The organism is Ruegeria sp. AG6, from assembly GCF_056541565.1.
The window spans coordinates 138,451-156,877 of record NZ_JBQFYQ010000005.1 but is presented as its reverse complement, the minus strand read 5'-3'; the positions used below and the strand labels follow the sequence as shown (position 1 = coordinate 156,877).

At 58.2% G+C, this 18,427-nt stretch carries 18 protein-coding genes; 6 read left to right on the top strand and 12 right to left on the bottom strand.

What is annotated here, in order from left to right:
- The first annotated feature begins 83 nt into the window (after positions 1-83).
- The 3 genes from ACR0I0_RS12930 to ACR0I0_RS12920 all read left to right on the top strand — a co-directional run bounded on the left by ACR0I0_RS12930 (position 84) and on the right by ACR0I0_RS12920 (position 3,365).
- Positions 84-1,106 carry an aspartate-semialdehyde dehydrogenase gene (locus ACR0I0_RS12930; protein WP_480491720.1) on the top strand — a complete coding sequence of 341 codons (1,023 nt, stop codon included), beginning with the start codon at positions 84-86 and terminating at the stop codon, positions 1,104-1,106.
- Positions 1,107-1,256: 150 nt separating this feature from the next.
- Entirely contained in the window at positions 1,257-2,183 is a 927-nt protein-coding gene (locus ACR0I0_RS12925; protein ID WP_209834328.1) for a DMT family transporter, read from the top strand.
- 264 nt (positions 2,184-2,447) lie between these two features.
- Positions 2,448-3,365: an endonuclease/exonuclease/phosphatase family protein gene (locus ACR0I0_RS12920; RefSeq protein ID WP_480491718.1), complete on the top strand. Its 918-nt coding sequence runs from the start codon at positions 2,448-2,450 to the stop codon at positions 3,363-3,365.
- Positions 3,366-3,412: 47 nt separating this feature from the next.
- Here ACR0I0_RS12920 and ACR0I0_RS12915 read toward each other — a convergent pair whose 3' ends face one another.
- Together ACR0I0_RS12915 and ACR0I0_RS12910 are read right to left on the bottom strand one after the other, a co-directional pair.
- On the bottom strand, positions 3,413-3,949 hold the full coding sequence (locus ACR0I0_RS12915) for an SRPBCC family protein (RefSeq protein WP_210093163.1): 537 nt from the start codon (positions 3,947-3,949) through the stop codon (positions 3,413-3,415).
- A gap of 98 nt (positions 3,950-4,047) precedes the next feature.
- Positions 4,048-4,698, bottom strand: coding sequence for a carbonic anhydrase (locus ACR0I0_RS12910; RefSeq protein ID WP_152459543.1), 651 nt, complete (start codon positions 4,696-4,698; stop codon positions 4,048-4,050).
- Positions 4,699-4,842: 144 nt separating this feature from the next.
- Here ACR0I0_RS12910 and ACR0I0_RS12905 point away from each other — a divergent pair, with 144 nt between their 5' ends.
- From ACR0I0_RS12905 to ACR0I0_RS12895, 3 genes are all read left to right on the top strand, one after another.
- Positions 4,843-5,232: a hypothetical protein gene (locus tag ACR0I0_RS12905; RefSeq protein WP_480491715.1), complete on the top strand. Its 390-nt coding sequence runs from the start codon at positions 4,843-4,845 to the stop codon at positions 5,230-5,232.
- Between the two features lie 63 nt (positions 5,233-5,295).
- Positions 5,296-6,678: a leucyl aminopeptidase family protein gene (locus ACR0I0_RS12900; protein ID WP_480491714.1), complete on the top strand. Its 1,383-nt coding sequence runs from the start codon at positions 5,296-5,298 to the stop codon at positions 6,676-6,678.
- Positions 6,675-7,412: a C40 family peptidase gene (locus tag ACR0I0_RS12895; RefSeq protein WP_480491712.1), complete on the top strand. Its 738-nt coding sequence runs from the start codon at positions 6,675-6,677 to the stop codon at positions 7,410-7,412. Before ACR0I0_RS12900 ends, ACR0I0_RS12895 begins: the two co-directional genes overlap by 4 nt.
- On the opposite strand, the gene ACR0I0_RS12890 is transcribed toward ACR0I0_RS12895, so the two are convergent.
- The 10 genes from ACR0I0_RS12890 to ACR0I0_RS12845 form a co-directional block, all read right to left on the bottom strand.
- A complete protein-coding gene (locus tag ACR0I0_RS12890; RefSeq protein ID WP_117871396.1) occupies positions 7,409-7,759 on the bottom strand; it encodes a DUF2794 domain-containing protein in 351 nt (116 codons plus the stop codon). The two genes, ACR0I0_RS12895 and ACR0I0_RS12890, sit on opposite strands and share 4 nt — an antisense overlap.
- 73 nt (positions 7,760-7,832) lie before the next feature.
- A complete protein-coding gene (locus ACR0I0_RS12885; RefSeq protein ID WP_171635788.1) occupies positions 7,833-9,497 on the bottom strand; it encodes an ABC transporter permease in 1,665 nt (554 codons plus the stop codon).
- Positions 9,498-9,619: 122 nt separating this feature from the next.
- On the bottom strand, positions 9,620-10,837 hold the full coding sequence (locus ACR0I0_RS12880; protein ID WP_480491709.1) for a phenylacetate--CoA ligase family protein: 1,218 nt from the start codon (positions 10,835-10,837) through the stop codon (positions 9,620-9,622).
- 19 nt (positions 10,838-10,856) lie between these two features.
- Complete coding sequence (locus ACR0I0_RS12875; RefSeq protein ID WP_171724042.1) at positions 10,857-11,690, bottom strand: ABC transporter ATP-binding protein; 834 nt, start codon at positions 11,688-11,690, stop codon at positions 10,857-10,859.
- Between the two features lie 107 nt (positions 11,691-11,797).
- Positions 11,798-13,081 carry an ABC transporter substrate-binding protein gene (locus ACR0I0_RS12870; protein WP_171635465.1) on the bottom strand — a complete coding sequence of 428 codons (1,284 nt, stop codon included), beginning with the start codon at positions 13,079-13,081 and terminating at the stop codon, positions 11,798-11,800.
- Between the two features lie 74 nt (positions 13,082-13,155).
- A complete protein-coding gene (locus tag ACR0I0_RS12865) occupies positions 13,156-14,232 on the bottom strand; it encodes a branched-chain amino acid ABC transporter permease (RefSeq protein WP_171635463.1) in 1,077 nt (358 codons plus the stop codon).
- A gap of 3 nt (positions 14,233-14,235) precedes the next feature.
- The gene (locus tag ACR0I0_RS12860; protein WP_171635461.1) at positions 14,236-14,493 is read right to left on the bottom strand and encodes a hypothetical protein; all 258 of its coding nucleotides are present in this window, start codon (positions 14,491-14,493) and stop codon (positions 14,236-14,238) included.
- Positions 14,494-14,496: 3 nt separating this feature from the next.
- Positions 14,497-15,483 (bottom strand): branched-chain amino acid ABC transporter permease, encoded by a 987-nt coding sequence (locus ACR0I0_RS12855; RefSeq protein ID WP_171635458.1) that lies wholly within the window; start codon positions 15,481-15,483, stop codon positions 14,497-14,499.
- A 29-nt stretch (positions 15,484-15,512) separates the two neighbouring features.
- Positions 15,513-16,331 carry an ABC transporter ATP-binding protein gene (locus ACR0I0_RS12850; protein WP_171635456.1) on the bottom strand — a complete coding sequence of 273 codons (819 nt, stop codon included), beginning with the start codon at positions 16,329-16,331 and terminating at the stop codon, positions 15,513-15,515.
- Between the two features lie 78 nt (positions 16,332-16,409).
- Positions 16,410-18,353, bottom strand: coding sequence for an AMP-binding protein (locus ACR0I0_RS12845; protein ID WP_171724166.1), 1,944 nt, complete (start codon positions 18,351-18,353; stop codon positions 16,410-16,412).
- Positions 18,354-18,427 lie beyond the last annotated feature (74 nt).

The following is an 18,427-nucleotide window of genomic DNA, read 5'->3' as shown; positions in this document are numbered from 1 at the left end:
TTCGGCCAATTCACCCGTGATAGCCCTTTTTTCTTTGCTGCAACGCGGCTATGAACGCGCGTCCTTAACTTTGGAGACATGAAATGGGCTATCGCGTCGTTGTCGCCGGCGCCACGGGTAACGTGGGCCGCGAAATGCTGAACATTCTGGCGGAACGCCAGTTCCCGGTCGGTGAACTTGCCGTGCTGGCGAGCCGTCGTTCGCTGGGTACGGAAGTAAGCTTTGGCGACAAGACACTGACCACCCAGGACATCGACACCTTCGATTTCACCGGCTGGGACATGGCCCTGTTCGCCATCGGCTCGGACGCAACCAAGACCTATGCCCCCAAAGCGGCTGCGGCTGGCTGTGTGGTGATCGACAACTCGTCGCTGTATCGCTATGACCCCGAGATCCCTCTGATCGTGCCGGAATGTAACCCGCAGGCGATCCACGACTACAAGAACAAGAACATCATCGCCAACCCGAACTGTTCGACCGCGCAGATGGTTGTCGCGCTGAAACCGCTGCATGACCGTGCGAAGATCAAGCGCGTTGTGGTGTCGACTTATCAGTCGGTTTCCGGTGCCGGTAAGGAAGGCATGGATGAGCTTTGGGATCAGACCAAGGCCATCTACAACCCGACTACCGAAGTTGAGCCGAAGAAATTCCAGAAGCAGATCGCCTTCAACGTCATCCCGCAGATCGACGTCTTCATGGAAGACGGCTCGACCAAGGAAGAGTGGAAGATGGTTGTCGAGACCAAGAAGATCGTCGATCCGTCGATCAAGGTCACAGCCACCTGCGTGCGCGTTCCCGTGTTTGTCGGCCATTCTGAGGCCGTGAACATCGAGTTCGAGGAATTCCTGGACGAAGACGAAGCCCGCGACATCCTGCGTGAAGCACCGGGCATCATGGTGATCGACAAGCGCGAAGCCGGTGGCTACGTCTCGCCCATCGAATGCGCAGGCGATTTCGCCACGTTCATCAGCCGTATCCGCCAGGACTCGACCATCGAGAACGGTCTGAACCTGTGGTGCGTATCCGACAATCTGCGCAAAGGTGCGGCATTGAACGCGGTACAGATCGCCGAACTGCTGGGCCGTGAGGTTCTAAAAAAGGGCTGACATCCCGATTTTGGTCAAAGCTTGAGAACCAGGAAACCCGCTGATTGTTCGGCGGGTTTTTTGCGTTTCCCAATAGCTGGTTTACAGACGACGTGACGGTTCGGTCAGGTTGCTGATGCCAACGGAAATACTGCATGGTAGGTGTTAAAGATGGGCCGACCAACATCAACCAAGCACGATCCAATACCCTACGCCCTTGCCGGGGCGGGAGTGTTCTTTGCATCCATCTGTTTTGGCTTTGTACCCTATTTCAGCCGGGGTCTCACTGACCACGGACTCGCGCCCTACGCAGTTGCGTTTTATCGGTACATTTTGACGGCGATCCTATTGTTGCCAACCCTTCTGAAGCATCGTTCAAACCGGCGGGAAATAGTCTGGGGTATGGCTGCGGGGGCAGTCATGGGGCTTGGGTGGGTCGGATATGTTACCGCACTTGAAACAGTGCCGGCATCAACGGTGGGTGTTCTTTACATGACCTACCCGGTGTTTACGATCATCATCGCTTGGGCGATATTCGCCGATCCGCCGACGCGGCGCAGCCTTGTTGCGGCCGGTTTGATTGTTCTTGCGGCAGGCATTGCAGGGTCTCCGGCATCCGTACCGATTGACCAAATTCCAACGCTGCTTGTCTCTTTGGCTGCACCTTTCGGATTTGGCTTCGGCATATGCGTGCTTGTACACCGTCTTTCGCGAATTGCTCCTTTGGCCAGGATAGCGTCGGTTTCGTTGGGGTCGGTCGTCGGGCTAACCCCTTTGATTATCTCTTCGGAAATTGGCGAAGTCCTGCCAGCAGGCGGCAGTGACTGGTTTCTGATCGTCGGGATCGGTCTTATGACGGCACTGGTTCCCCAGCTGATTTACACCGTCTGTTCCCCTGTCATCGGGGCATCGCGCACGGCCGTTATCGGCAGCATTGAACTGCCGACAATGTTTGCCGTGGGCGTTTTTGCCTTCGGTGAAACAATCACAGGTGCGCAAGCAGTGGCCTGTGCCTTGGTTTTGAGCGCCATTGCACTTGCACAAAGTCGCGCAACACGAACCTTTACCACCGTGATCAGCAGTCAACGTCACAGGTGAGTCCGCGCCCGAGGTGGCCCGTCAATGCGCTCAGCAGAACCGGCTCGGATCACCTCTTCCACCAAATCGGCACCTTCCGGTCCATCACCCGCATCCATCATGGCTGCGCTATGAACCTCGGTTAGGGTACAGTCTTGCGCGCGGTGAAAATCGCCAACCTGTTGACAAAACCAGACACGCTTGCCACCTAAAACTGAACCTTGTTCGTGGCGGATGTCGGAAGTCCGGAAAAAACCGCCCGGCGCAAGGCAAAAGAGGCAGGGCATGCACATTTCGACCAGACGCAGGATTGCCAGAACCCTGACCATCGGATGCACATGCGTTCTGATAATACTGGTCGTCATTGGCTTTACGGGGCAGGTTTTTGCCGTGGGAGATTCAATCGCTCTGCTCCGGCCTCAGGCTGGTGTTTTGCTTCTCCCCTGCGCGGTAATTCTTCTTTTCATGCGCGCCAGACATCTTGCATTGGCCACCTTGGTCTTTTCCGGGATTGCCATCGGGTCCATCGCGGCCAGCGTTGCCGCGCCCTCGGACGATTGCGACGACACCTGCCTGACGCTGTACCAGAAGAACCTGATGAGCAAAGCCTGGCCCCGGTATTCGCTGGCCGATGATATCCTTGAATCAGACGCACAGATCGTGACCTTGCAGGAAGTCTCCAGCCACAACCGCAAGTACATGAGCAACCTGTTCGAGCATTACCCCGAACAGGTGATCTGTGAATTCCGCCCCGAACAAAACGTCGCCATCCTGACGACCTTGCCGATTGTCGAGAATTCCGAGTTCTGTCTGCAAGGTTATGGGCTTGTGGGGTTACAGGTCAAAGCGCCCGGCGGTGACTGGGTCTGGGTTGTTTCAGTTCATCTGAACTGGCCATTTCCTTACGACCAGTCCAGACAAAGCCAGGTGATTGCCGACCGCATCAGCCAACTTGAAGGACCGGTTCTGATTGCCGGGGATTTCAATATGGTGCCCTGGGGCGAAAGCGTCAGACGGATCGGAGCAGCCGCAAACAACCAAAGCTTTGGAACCGTCCTGAACACCCACAACCTCGGCAGTTGGAAAATCCCATTGCCGATAGACAACCTGTTGTTCCCCAAAGGCACAACCGGAACAGTTGAGCTGCGCCCCTTCATGGGATCCGATCACCTGGGAAAGCTTGCCCGGTTTCGACTGGGCTAGGGCTTCGGTCAAGCACACCTCCGCATGCTTTCCCACAAACAAGCAGCCTAGCTTTGGTTTTCAACCAGTGCTTTCAGATTGGTCAGACCACGGTCATAGTCCTCGCCCACCCACGTATCCATCATCAAACCCATCCAGCGGGACATGGGATTCAGACCCAGATCCGAGTCAAACCCCCAGGTCACTCTGGTTCCCGCCCCGTCAGGCTCAAGGATGAAGGACGCTGTGGCAGTACCCATCGGGCCAAAATCCAGCGCCGTTTTGACCCGTTGGTTTTCCACGCTTTCGACGATTTCCTGTGATCCCGTACCGACCTGCGGGTGATCCGACGCCCAGTTCAGAGTGTTCCCGACTCCGGCGGCAGGGCCGGAATAGGTCAGTTTGGTTTCGGGGTCCCGGTGCAGCCACGGAGACCACTTTTCGGTTTCCTGCATCGAATTCACGTACGGAAAGATGGCGCTTGCCGGCGCGTCGATCGCGATGCTACGCGAAACTTCCGCCTTTCCCGGCAACAGATAGGAAACCGCGACCAGAACCAGAATACAAACGACCAATCCTGCGAAGATGCGCTTGATGACTTTCATGGCAGGCTCCAATCTTCAGGTGTAATGGGTGGAGTATACCAAAAACGGCCCTGAATCAGAGCCGCCATTGTTGTTTCGGATTTCCAGCTCTGTCACTGTCAGACCGGGACGAACTTTTTTTGGTAAGGGTCATAGCTTTCAAGCCCGCCTGCGCCGATATCCGTCCACAAGCCGTGCAAGCTCAGCGCGCCTTGATCAACGGCTGACGAGACGAAGGGGAAGGTCATCAAGTTTTCCAGCGAAGCGACAACCGATTGACGTTCGAACTGCCGGGCCTGTTCGACACCGTCCTCGATATCCGCGACCAGTTCGAATTTCGGCTTCAGAATATCCATCCAGCGGCCAACAAAGCTGTCCTTCGCATCCAGTTGCGGCGCCTGCCCCTTGCACATGTCGATGCAGCCCTGCACGCCGCCGCATTGCGAATGCCCCAGCACGATCAAATGAGCGACCTTGAGCGCCGTTACAGCGTATTCGATCGCGGCGCTGGTGCCGTGGTGGTCCCCGTCCGGTGCATAGGGCGGCACCAGGTTGGCGATATTGCGGTGAATAAAGAAATCGCCCTGGTCAGCGCCGAACATGGACGTGACGTGAACCCGGCTGTCGCAGCAGGATATGACCATGGCGCGGGGGCGTTGCCCTTCATCGGCGAGACGGCGATACCAGACCTGGTTTTCCGAATATGTTGTGGCCTTCCAACCGTGATACCGTTTTACAAGGTAGCTCGGCAGAGGTTTGGCAAATTCCATTTCAATGTCCCCGTTCTTGTCGCTGAAGGATGATCTAAACCGAATTCAACGAAAATTCGAGCCATTATCCAGTTTCCCCGCAAGGTTTTGCAAAGGAATTTTCTGCCAGGATCAACACCGCGCCGTGGGGGCGTTCGAACTAGGGTGAATGTGGTGGAAAAGATTATCACGCTTGAACATAAGGAATCCGTCCGTCTGGACTCGGATCAACTGAGCGGGCTGCACCGGCAACTTGGCGACAAGAATGCGCTGGATGTTCTGTGTCGCACGGTCGAAGAGCTTGCCGTGCGCCTGTCAAACTGCGAACGCTACTGGCGTCAGCGCGAATGGGCGGACCTGCGCAAATGCGCCAGGTCACTGGTCGCTATATCCGAACAGATCGGGATGACGGCCCTGGCCCGGGTGGCGGGTGACGTGGCCCACACCGTCGATGCCGGTGACGCCGTTGCGGCAGGCGCGACGCTTGGGCGTTTGATCCGCGTGGGCGAACGATCGCTGACCGCCGTCTGGGACCAGCAGGACCTTTCCGTCTGACAGGGGTTGCGGGCAGATCATGCGCGGCTAGTCTGTGCGCAGAAACCATCAGCCGAGACGCCCATGACCCTGTCCTTCGCCCCATCCTCTGACCCGTCCATACCGCTTCATGTGATTGCGCAGCCGGATTTGGACAGTTGGTTGCAGGACCAGCCGGATACCGTCCGGACCTGGGTTGCCGCAAGCGGGTTTACAGGTGCGATGGGGCAGACCCTGCTGGTGCCAGGCGCGCATGGCGCGGTTGATTTTGTGCTGGCCGGGTATGGAACAGAAGACAAGCGCGAGCGAAAAAGGTTCCCATTGGCCGCCGCAGCCATGGCATTGCCCGAAGGAACCTATCATATCGCGTCCGGCATTCCCGCTGATCGTCTGGAAATGGAGTGCTTTGGCTGGTTGATGACAGGTTACACCTTCGATCGCTACGCGTCTCAATCTGCTGGAACCGCGGCGCTGGTTGCGCCCGAAGGTGTCGACGCCAACCGTATCGAAGCGATGGCCAATGCCGAAGTTCTGACCCGCGATCTGGTGAATACGCCAGCCTCGGATATGGGTCCTGAGCAGTTGCAGCAGGCGGCCGAGGCTCTGGCCGGTGAATTCGGTGCCGCGTGCAGCGTGATCAGCGGCGCGGCCTTGCTGGAACAGAATTTTCCTATGATCCACACCGTAGGGCGCGCCGCCGAACAAGCCCCCCGGTTGATCGAGCTGAATTGGGGCAGCAGCGGCCCCAAACTGACTCTGGTCGGCAAGGGGGTGTGTTTCGATACGGGTGGATTGAACCTGAAACCGGGCGCATCCATGGGTCTGATGAAGAAAGACATGGGTGGCGCGGCCAATGTGTTGGGGTTGGCGCGGATGATCATGCAGCTGGGTTTTCCCCTGCAATTGAGGGTCTTGATACCGGCAGTCGAAAACGCGCTTGCCGGAAATGCCTTCCGCCCAGGGGACATCCTGACCTCTCGCAAGGGACTGACGGTCGAGATCAACAATACGGATGCCGAAGGGCGTCTGGTGCTTGCTGACGCGTTGGCGCTTGCTGAGGAAGGTGAACCCGATCTGGTGATCTCGATGGCGACGCTGACCGGGGCCGCCCGTGTGGCTGTGGGCCCCGATCTGGCACCTTTCTATACCGATGATCAGCGCTGCGCGTCTGCTCTGTCGCATGCCGCTGAGGCTTCGGCTGATCCGGTCTGGCGCATGCCGTTCCACACGCCCTATGAAGCGATGATTGAACCCGGCATCGCCGATCTGGACAACGCGCCGTCGGGCGGGTTTGCAGGGTCGATCACAGCCGCTCTGTTTCTGCGCAGGTTCGTGGGCACACGCCGCTACATCCATTTCGACATCTATTCCTGGCAGCCCAGCAAAGAGCCGGGGCGCACCAAGGGCGGTCTGGGTCAGGGACCTCGTGCCGTGCTGACGGCGTTGCCGGAGATATTGGGACTGTGACACGCCATCGAGTTTCCGCACCCGTTGTCGATTTGCTGCGCAGCCCAGACGGGCCACGCGACCGGCAATTGTTGTTCGGTGATACGGTTCAGATCGAGGAAACAAAGAGCGGGTGGAACAGGGTCATCGCAGACAAAGATGGGTATACCGGCTGGTTGCGAACAGATCAGCTGACGGCGGATGCGCCTGCGACGCATTGGATCACGGCGCCTGCAACGCATGCCTACCAGGAAGCGGATTTCAAAAGCCGCGATCTGGTGTCGCTGAGTTTCGGAAGCAAAATCCAAGCCAGGACCGAGACGGACCGGTTTGTTGAAACCGAACTGGGATATATCCCAAAGTTACACACGGCGCCGATGACCGCGAAGCCTGACGACCCGGTCGAAGTGGCCCAGCTGTTTCTGGGCACACCCTATTTGTGGGGCGGCAACAGCCGGTTCGGCATCGATTGTTCCGGGTTGGTTCAAGCGGCGCTTTTGGCTTGTGGCCTGCCGTGCCCCGGCGACAGCGGCGATCAGGAACGCGCTTTGGGCAAAACCGTGATCGAAGGGGCCCCTGCGCAACGGGGTGATCTGTTGTTCTGGAAAGGGCACGTGGCCTGGGTTTCGGGCCAAAACATGCTTTTGCATGCGAACGCCAGCCATATGGCGGTGGTATTCGAACCAATGGATCAAGCAATCCGCCGCATCATGGATCAGGGTGACGGGCCCGTCACGGCCCACAAAAGGCTCTAATCCGGGTTTACGGCCCGGATCAGCTTGCGTTCCAGCACCCGCAGTACTGCCCGCAGATCGTGGCCGCGTTTCAGGATGCGGCCATCCATACCTATGACGGAATACATTCCCTGCCGGGACCTCAGGCGCGGGTGTTTTTCGACGCGGTAGATCGGATGTTCTGCGGTGCGCCGAAAGATCGAGAACACCGCCATGTCGCGCAGGTTGGAAATACCGTAGTCACGCCATTCTCCGGCGGCGACCATCCGACCATAAACGGATAGGATTTGAGACATCTCATGCCGGTCGAAAGCTACGGGCATCTGCGCTGCGCTTGCCGAGAACCGGCTGGGAGGCTGCATATTCATACCTCCAGCCTTGCCGGAAATCGTGTTTGAATCAAGCCTGATGCGCAGTTGTCCTACAATTGCGACACAAGTGTTACCGTCGGCCGACCTGACGGCAGATCAGGATTACAGGTAACAGACCCACCGCCAGAATGACCAGCGAAGGCACGGCGGCGCCCTCCAGCCTCTCGTCCGAGGCCAGCCGATACGCCTGCACCGCCAATGTGTCGAAATTGAACGGGCGCATGATCAGCGTGGCGGGAAGTTCTTTCATCACGTCCACGAACACGATCAGCAGGGCCGTCAGCAGAGAGGGGGTCAGAATCGGCAGGTGCACCCGTCGCAATGTTCCCAACGGCGTCTGACCCAGTGAACGGGCTGCGGCATCCATATTCGCATGTACAGTGCTTTGGCCCCCCTCATACGCGCTAAGCGCGGCAGCCAGGAAGCGCACCATGTAGGCAGCGACCAGCAGCCAGATCGAACCTGTCACCAACAGCCCCGTGGATACGTCGAAGGTCTGTCGCATCCAGACGTCCAGCGCGTTGTCAAAACTCGCAAAGGGGACGATCAATCCAACCGCAATGACGCCACCGGGAACGGCATATCCCAGACGCGCCATATATGCGGTCGCAGACGAGGCGCGACCGGGCCTCAGACGTTGAAAGAACCCGACACTGATCGCCGCAAAGACGGTGATGACCGCCGCCGTACCAGCAAGTATCAACGAATTCTGGATGAAACTGATATAACGCTGCGACAGCAGGTTCTGTTCGGAGTCCAGGCCCATCTCGACCAGAATGATGACAGGCAGCAAAAAACCGAAAAGAACGGGTATTGCACACAGCAGAAATGCCCCGCAGGCGCGCAGACCCGTCAGATTTGCCGCCGGTTGCGCCACATGCTGTTTCCCCGCCTGATAGTATTTTGCCTTGCCACGCTGGGTGCGCTCGGCCACGGCCATGATCAGGGCAAAGACCAGCAGGCACAGGGCCAGTTGCGCCGCTGCCGCACGATCGGCCATGGAAAACCAGCTTGTGTAGATCCCGGTGGCAAAGGTCTGCACACCGAAATACGACACGGTTCCGAAATCTGCGATGGTCTCCATGACGGCCAGCAGAACGCCGCCTGCAATGGCGGGTCGCGCCATCGGCAGTGACACGCGCCGAAAAGCCAGCCATGGATTGTTGCCCAGCGCCCGCGCCGCCAGAAACGCTGTTGCGCTTTGTTGCAGGAACGCAGCCCGCGCAAGCAGATAGACATAAGGGTAAAGCACAAGGATCAACATGACCGCCGCACCCTCGGTCGAGCGGATTTCCGGGAACCAATAGTCGCGCGGGCCCCACCCCGTTACATCACGCAGCGTGCTTTGAACGATGCCCGGGTGATCCAGAATGAAGGTGTAGGCATAGGCCAGAACATACGCCGGAAAGGCCAGCGGAAGGACCAGTGCGATCTCCAGAAACCGCACGCCGGGAAAACGGGTCATCGTTACCAGCCAAGCCGCCCCGGTGCCGATGCTGAACGTGCCGGCCGCAACCAGGACCACAAGAATCAGGGTCGTCGCGATATAGCCGGGCAGCACCGTCTCCATCAGGTGCGAGATCGTGTCCGTTCCCCCGGTTACAGCCGCTAGGACCACGGCGATCATCGGCAAAAGGCACGCGGCAGCCACGACATAGGCGATCCCCGCCAGCAGTCGGGTACCGCGTACACCGCGATTGCGCGATCCGTTCTGTGAAAACTCGATTTCGGCCATCATCCCGGCTTGTGATTGGCAAAGGCGAAGCGTTCGCCTTTAATCGACCAAAAAGCTCGGAAACACCAGTGCATCGGTCAACAAATCTGCGGCACAAACTGCCGCAGACCTGTTATTCACCGCTATTCGTAGACGCGCTGATCCTCGATCACCACCCCGTCCTTGGGAAGGGATCCGGGGGCCACGACCTCGATCGCACCTTTCAGTTTCAACACTTCGGCCACTGACTTGGCATATGCCGGGTCGTCACCGCGCGGACTTTCGATCCGGACCGTCATCGTGTCCATCTCACCCTGGCGGGCTGCAATAACGCGGGCTTTGACAATTTCCTCATGCTTGTCGACCAGGGCCGCAACCTGTTCCGGGCGTACAAACATACCCTTGATCTTGGTGGTCTGATCGGCGCGACCCATCCAGCCTTTGATCCGGGTGTTGGTCCGGCCACAGGGCGAAACACCCGGCATGACGGCAGAAAGATCCCCGGTCGCAAAGCGGATCAGAGGGTAATCCGGGTTGAGAGAGGTTACAACAACCTCGCCCACCTCGCCCGGCTCTACCGGGGTTCCGGTTCCGGGCGTCACGATTTCGACGATCACATGTTCGTCGATGATCATCCCTTCCATCGCGGCGCTTTCATAGGCGATATTACCCAAATCCGCCGTCGCATAGCATTGCAGGCACGAAATACCGCGATCCGCATATTCCTGACGCAAAGACGGGAACAGCGCGCCACCACCAACAGCGGCCTTGGAGAAATTCAGCGAAACGCCCATCTCGTCAGCCTTGTCCAGGATGACTTTCAGATAATCAGGCGTGCCCGCATAGGCGGTGCAGCCAACGTCACGCGCGGCTGTCACCTGCAATTCGGTCTGCCCGGTTCCCGCCGGCAGAACGGCAGCACCAACAGCGCGGGCGCCGTTTTCAAAGATCATGCCAGCCGGTGTCAGGTGATAGCCAAAGCAGTTCTGAACAATATCGCCAGCTGCAACACCAGCGGCATGCAGGAACCGGCCCATGCGCCACCAGTCGTGATCGGTGCTGCCCGGTTCATAGATCGGCCCGGGGGACTGGAACACGTGATGAAAGTGGCGCGCGGGCTTCACGGTGAACCCACCAAAAGGGGGGCGTTCCGCCTGCGCCCGGATCAGGTCCGATTTGCGCAGCACCGGCAACATCGGCAAATCATCTGCCGAGACCACCTTGTTAGTGTCTGATTCAAAAAAATGTGCAGCAAACCCGGGGGCGGATGCAGCACGTTTGATTTGCTCTACCAGCGCCGCGGCCTGATCCGAAGCGCGTTCGTCCGCCGAGCGTGTTTCGAGTGCGTCGAAATACATCATCGCCATATCCTCCATCCGCTCACAGCCACCTCTTGCGGCGACGATAGGACCGCACATCGCGAAAACTTTTGCGGCCTTCATCCGACATGCCAAGGTAAAATTCCTTGACATCCGGGTTCTCGCGCAGTTCGGCGGCCGGGCCATCCATCACAACGCGCCCGGATTCCAGAATGTATCCGTAATGCGCGAACCGAAGGGCAACATTTGTGTTCTGCTCGGCCAACAGGAAGGAAACGCCCTCTTTCTCGTTGAGATCCTTCACGATGCCGAAAATCTCTTCGACCAACTGCGGCGCAAGTCCCATCGAAGGTTCGTCCAGCAGGATCGTCTCGGGGCGCGACATCAAAGCCCGGCCCATGGCAACCATCTGCTGTTCACCACCCGACGTATAGCCTGCCTGCGAGCGGCGGCGCTCTTTCAGGCGGGGGAAATAATTGTAGACCAGCTCCAGATCCTGCTGGATCGCTGCGCTGCCGTCCTTGCGGGTATACGCGCCCGTCAGCAGGTTTTCTTCAACCGTCAGGTGTTCGAAACAGTGACGGCCTTCCATCACCTGAATCACGCCTTTTTCAACCAATACGGCGGGGTCGCTTTCGTGTACGTTCTGGCCACGATACTTGATCGTGCCTTTCGTGACTTCGCCGCGTTCTGAATGCAGCAGGTTCGACACTGCCTTGAGCGTGGTCGTCTTGCCCGCGCCATTGCCCCCCAGCAAGGCCGTAATACCGCCCTTGGGCACAGTCAGGCTTACGCCCTTCAGCACGAGGATCACGTGGTTGTAGATCACCTCGATATTGTTGACCTCAAGCAGGTTTTCCGCCTGCACGTCAGTGGTTTGTGCCGCATCAAGCATCAGCGCGTGTCCTCATGCCTGTCCCCTTCGGGACTGTTCGTGAGGAGCGGCGGCAAACCGCCGCTCCGGAGTTTTGAGAGCCGGCCTCAGCCGGGAAGAAACCGACATTATTCGCAGCGCGGTTCGATGTTGTTTTCGGCCGCGTACGCTGCCGAGTCTTCCGCGATAAGCTGGCCGATCACTTCCTGATCAGTTGGCATAAAGTCCTGAAGCTTGTTCCAGGTACCGGTCGAGGCATCCCATTGAACAACACCCACCAGACCCGGGCCGCCATGGTTTTCACAAGTCACGCTGAATTCGGGACCAAATCCACTCATGCCCAGAGATTCCATCTTGGCATTGGTGATCTCCAGCGCCTCCATACCGTCGCGCATCATCGCTGGGGTGATATCGGTCACGCCATGGATTTCTTGTGCAGTCTTGATGGCTTCAGCCGCCAACATCGCTGCATAGAGACCACGGTTGTATTGCACCGCGCCCAGTTGATCACCGGCGCCCGCAGCTTTACCCGAATCGACGACGTATTTCTTTAGGTCGTCGTAAACCGGGTAGTCATCGCCCAGACCGGTGAATGTAAGCGCCTTGTAACCGGTTGCTTTATCACCAGCAGGCTCAACGTCGAATTCTGCACCCGACCACCAGACACCGATGAAGTTTTCCATTGGGAAACGGATGTTCGCAGCTTCCTGAATTGCGACCTGGTTCATCACGCCCCAGCCCCACATGACCACGTAATCCGGCTTTTCACGACGGATTTGCAACCACTGCGACTTCTGCTCCTGACCCGGGTGGTCCACTGGCAGCAGCGTCAGCTCATACCCATGCTTTTCAGCCAGCATTTCCAATGTGCGGATCGGCTCCTTGCCATAGGCAGAGTTGTGATAGACCAGCGCGATTTTTTTACCGTTCAGGTCACCATCGTTTTCGCTCAGCAGATAGTTGATCGCGCCCGAAGCTCCGTTCCAATAGTTGGCCGGATAGTTGAACACGTTGCTGAACACCTTCCCGTTTGCAGCCGAAGTGCGGCCATACCCCATCGTGTGCAGCGGAATTCCGTCTGCCGTCACTTTGGGGATCAACTGATAGGTGATACCAGTCGACAAAGGCTGATAAACCAATGCACCTTCGCCTTTGGTCGATTCATAGCATTCCACACCCTTTTCGGTATTATAGCCGGTTTCACATTCAACCACCCGGATCGGTTCTCCTCCGATACCGCCATCCCGCTCATTGAGCAGAGTGAAATAGTCGTTGTAGCCGTCCGAGAACGGGATACCGCCTGCAGCATATGGCCCGGTGCGATAGCTGAGATCAGGGATCACAAGATCCGCCATCGCTGGCCCAGCGGCCATAAGGGCGCTCAGCGCCACGGTTGCCAGTTTCTTGTTCATCGGGTGTATCCTCCCTTGATTGATCCGATGGTGTATTCGGGTTTTCGCACCCGTCTTTTTGATTGGGCCTACCCTTAGTGCGGGAACGGCCAGAGTCTGAGTTTCTCTTTCGCGACGCGCCACAGCTGTGCCAGCCCATGGGGTTCGAGGATCAGGAACATGATGATCAGGGCGCCGACAATCACCAGCTGAAGATGGGCAACGATATCTGTGGGCCAGCCCAGCACATCGACGCCGACCACTTTCAGGACCACCGGCAAAAGCACAAGGAATGCAGCGCCCGCAAAGGATCCGAAAATAGAGCCTAACCCGCCGATAATGACCATGAACAGAACCAGGAACGATTTTTGGATGCCAAAGACTTCACCGACCTCAACCGCGCCCAGATAGACCGCAAAGAACAGTGCGCCCGCGATGCCCACGAAGAACGAGCTTACGGCAAAGGCGGTCAGTTTCGCCTTGAGCGGGTTCACCCCGATGATCTCGGCGGCGATGTCCATATCGCGGATCGCCATCCATGTCCGCCCTGTCGTACCGCGTGTCAGGTTGCGCGCAACGAGGGCGCAGACGGTCAGGAAAATCAGACAGAACAGATAGGTGGCCCAGGCCGATGCATTCGGACCGGTGATGATGATGCCGAAAACATCCCGTTCCGGCGCGTTGATCTGCCCCGAAGCCGAGTAATTGTAGAACCACGGCACTCGGTTGAACAGCCAGACCAGAAAGAACTGCGCCGCCAGCGTCGCCACCGCAAGGTAAAACCCCTTGATCCGCAATGACGGCAAGCCGAACAGCACGCCCACGATGGCGGTGATGCCACCGGCCAGGATCACATGGATGAACATCGACACGTCTGGAAAGGCGGTCATCAACTTGTAGCAGGCATAGGCCCCAACGGCCATGAAGCCCCCGGTACCCAGGCTGACCTGCCCGCAATACCCCACAAGAATGTTCAGCCCAATGGCCGCGATCGCATAGATCAGGAAGGGCAGCAGAAGTGCGTTGGCCCAATAGTCGTTGATGATGAACGGGATGATCCCGAAGGCCACCGCCAGCACCACATAGTACCGATACCGATCGAACTTGATCGGGAAAGTCTGGCTGTCATCCACGTAGGAGGTTTTGAAATCTCCGGCCTCACGATAGAACATGTCTTACTTTCCCCATTCTTCCTGCGCCCGATTCCGGGCTTCGGCGTCCAGTTGATTGGACCCTTTGGCATATCCGCTCGCCTCCGAGGCGCGCACCAGCTTCAAGTAGGCCAGAACCCCCATGATCAGCCCTGCAAAGGCCAGGATCGCTGCAATCGTCAGTTGGCCTTCGGTCAGATCGTCTGATGTGAGGGCGATGTAGCCAAAAGCCCAGAACCCCGCCCATGCGACCACGTTGATGATGGCGATCAGCTTGGTCATGCCCTATACCCTCTCGATGATCTTCTCTCCGAACAGGCCTTGCGGCCTGAACACTAGGAAGATCAGCGCCAGCACATAGGCAAACCAGTTCTCGGTTGCGCCACCGACCATCGGTCCGATTGCGAATTCGAACAGCTTTTCACCCACGCCTATGATCAGGCCGCCCACGATGGCGCCTGGGATCGAGGTGAACCCGCCCAGCATCAGCACCGGCAACGCCTTGAGCGCGATCAGCGACAGCGAGAACTGGACGCCTGATTTGGTGCCCCACATGATGCCCGCGACCAGAGCGACGAACCCGGCCACCGACCAGACCATGACCCAGATGAAGTTCAGCGATATGCCCACCGATAGCGCCGCCTGATGGTCATCCGCCACTGCGCGCATGGCCCGGCCCTGCTTGGTGTACTGGCTGAACGCCACCAGAGCGGCTACCAACAGCGCCGCGATGACCGTCGCCACGATGTCCAGATTGTCGATGAAGAAGCCGTAGTCGAAGATGTTATAGGTGGTCTCGTCAATCCACAGATTGATGCCCTGCGGCAGACCCACATCCAGCGTCTTGATTTCAGACCCCCACATCAGGTCGGCCACGCCTTCAAGGAAGTACGCCAGACCGATGGTCGCCATAAACAGAATGATCGGTTCCTGCCCCACCAGATGGCGCATGACGAACCGCTGCACGGCCCAGGCCAGCAATACCATCACACCCATCGTCAGAATGATCGCGAACAGCGCTGGCACATTCCACCCGAAATAATGGATATGGGTGCCGAAAGTCGCGTTGATCAGATGGGCAAACGGCACCTGCCCATTCATAATCCCGACCAGCGTCATCGCCGCGAACAGGGCCATAACCCCTTGGGCATAGTTGAAAATACCGGACGCCTTGTAGATCAGCACAAAGCCCAGCGCGACCAGCGCATAAAGCACCCCGGCCATCAGACCGTTGAGGATGACCTCCATCGCGAAGATAAGTTGTTCAGGCATGCCAGCCCCTCCCCAATTCTGCCCAGAGCTTAATCATGGCTGACCCCCAGATAGGCGTCGATGACTTCCTGGTTGTTGCGCACCTCATCCGGTGTGCCGTCGCCGATCTTCTTGCCGTAATCCATCACGACCACCCGGTCGCTCAGATCCATCACAACGCCCATATCGTGCTCGATCAGGGCGATGGTGGTGCCGAATTCGTCATTCACGTCGAGGATAAAGCGGCTCATGTCCTCTTTCTCTTCGACGTTCATGCCCGCCATCGGCTCGTCCAGCAGCAGCAGCTTGGGCTCTGCCGCCAGCGCGCGGGCCAGTTCGACGCGTTTCTTCAGACCGTAGGGCAAGCGCGATACCGGCGTCTTGCGGATGTGCTGAATTTCAAGGAAGTCGATGATCTTCTCGACAGCTTCACGGTTTTCTGTCTCTTCCTTCTCGGCCTTGCCCTTCCACAGTGCCTGCTGAAGGATATTGGTCTTCATGTACCCCAGCCGCCCGGTCATGACGTTGTCCAGAACGCTCATCCCTTCGAACAAAGCAATATTCTGGAACGTCCGGGCAATGCCCTGCTGCGCCACCTCAAAGGGCCGCATCGGCGGGCGTTTTGACCCATGAAACCAGACCTCGCCTTCCTGCGGAACATAGAAGCCCGAGATCACGTTCAGCATCGAGGATTTACCGGCGCCATTGGGCCCGATGATCGCACGAATCTCACCCTCGCGGATATCGAACGAGATATCCTTGATCGCCACCACACCACCAAAGCGCAGGGTGATGTTCTTCATTTCCATCACCACACCGCCGATCTTGCGACCGTCTTCGGTGACATATCCTTCGGAATTATCCAGCATCGGTCACTCCCTGACTTGCGCGAAAACGGGACGGCGGGCGGGGCGATGACCGCAGGTCGAGCGGCGCTCGTACGGCCCTCATTCTGCGGCAACCTTGTGTTGGGCGACGGGAACAACCGGCGCATCGACGATTTCCAGCGTCGCCGAAATCGATCCTTTGCGACCATCCTCATAGGTCACCTCGGTCGTGGTCGAAACCGTCTTGGACCCGTCATAAAGCGCGGCAATGATGTCGCTGAATTTGTCCTCGACAAATCCGCGCCGCACCTTGCGGGTCCGGGTCATCTCGCCATCGTCGGCATCCAGTTCCTTGTGCAGAACCACAAAGCGGTGCACCTGACAGCCCGACAGCATCTCGTCAGCGGCGACCGACTTGTTCACCTCTTCCACATGGGCCTTGATCGTCTCTAACACACGCGGATGTCCCGCCAGTTCCTGATACGAGGCATAGGCCACGTTGTTGCGCTCGGCCCAGTTGCCGACCGCGGTCAGATCGATATTGATGAAGGCGACGCAGCGATCCTTGCCATTGCCGAACAGCACCGCCTCCAGAATATCCGGATAGAACTTCAGCTTGTTCTCGACATATTTCGGCGCGAACATCGACCCGTCGGCCATCTTGCCCACGTCCTTGGCGCGGTCGATGATCCGCAGATGACCCGAGCTTTCCTCGATGAACCCTGCGTCGCCCGTGGCCACCCAGCCTTCAGGGTCCTTGGTCGATGCGGTCGAGTCCGGGTTCTTGAAATATTCGACGAAAACGCCGGGCGAGCGGTAGTGGATCTCGCCCTTGTCGTCGATCCTGATCTCGACATCGGGGGCCGGGACGCCAACGGTGTCGGCGCGCACCTCGCCGTCGGGCTGGACGGTGATGAACACGGTCGCCTCGGTTTGGCCGTACAACTGTTTCAGGTTGATGCCTAAAGAGCGATAGAAATCAAAGATCTCCGGCCCGATCGCCTCACCCGCCGTATAGCCCACCCGAAAGCGCCCATATCCCAGCGTGTCTTTGAGCGGCCCGTAAACCAACAGATTGCCCAGCGCATATTTCACCTTGTCACCCAAGCTCACCGGCTTGCCATCCAGCAACCGACCGCCGACCTTCTTGGCATGCGCCATGAAGTAGTGGAACATGCGCTGCTTGAGCTTGCTGGCATCCTCCATTCGGATCATCACATTGGTCAGCTGGCTTTCAAATACGCGCGGCGGCGCGAAGAAATAGGTCGGCCCGATCTCGCGCAGGTCGGTCATCATCGTGTCGGCGCTTTCGGGGCAGTTCACGCAGAACCCGCACCAGTAGGCCTGACCAATGGAAAAGATGAAATCCCCCACCCAGGCCATCGGCAGATAGGACAGGATGTCTTCGTTGCGGGTCAGGTGGTCGAATTCGGCTGAGTTCTTTGCACTTTCGATCACGTTGCGGTTCGACAGCACCACGCCCTTGGGCTTGCCCGTGGTACCCGAAGTATAGAGCATCACGCAGGTGTCGTCATAGGTGATCTCGCCGATGCGCCTGTCCAGTTCGGCGTCGAAACGCGCATGACCGGCGCTGCCCTCGGCCTTGATGTCGTCAAGGGCATTCATCTGGCTGTGGTCGTATTTCCGCATACCGCGCTTGTCGGTATAGAGGATGTGTTTGACCTGATGCAGGTTTTCCTGAATCTCGATGACCTTGTCGACCTGCTCCTGATCGCCGCAGACGACATATTTCGCCCCGCAATGCTCCAGCACATAGGCCATCTCTTCGGCAACCGCGTCTTGATAGAGAGGAACCGGAATGGCACCGACCATCTGCGCCGCAACCATTGACCAGTAATGTGCCGGACGGTTGCGCCCGATTACGGCGATGTGGTCACCCTTTTCAACGCCAAGTTCAAGAAATCCAAGCGCCAGCGCGCGGATCTCGGCGGCCGTTTCCGCCCAGGTCCAGCATTGCCAGATCCCGAACTCCTTTTCGCGGTAAGCCGGGGCATCCCCGAACTGCGTCGCATTGCGATGTAGCAGCGCCGGAAGGGAGTGCATCCCCTCGGCGCCCGACTGCGTCTGAGCCAATTCTATCTCTCCTCCCCATCCGGCCCCGGGTCGGGCCGGAACGG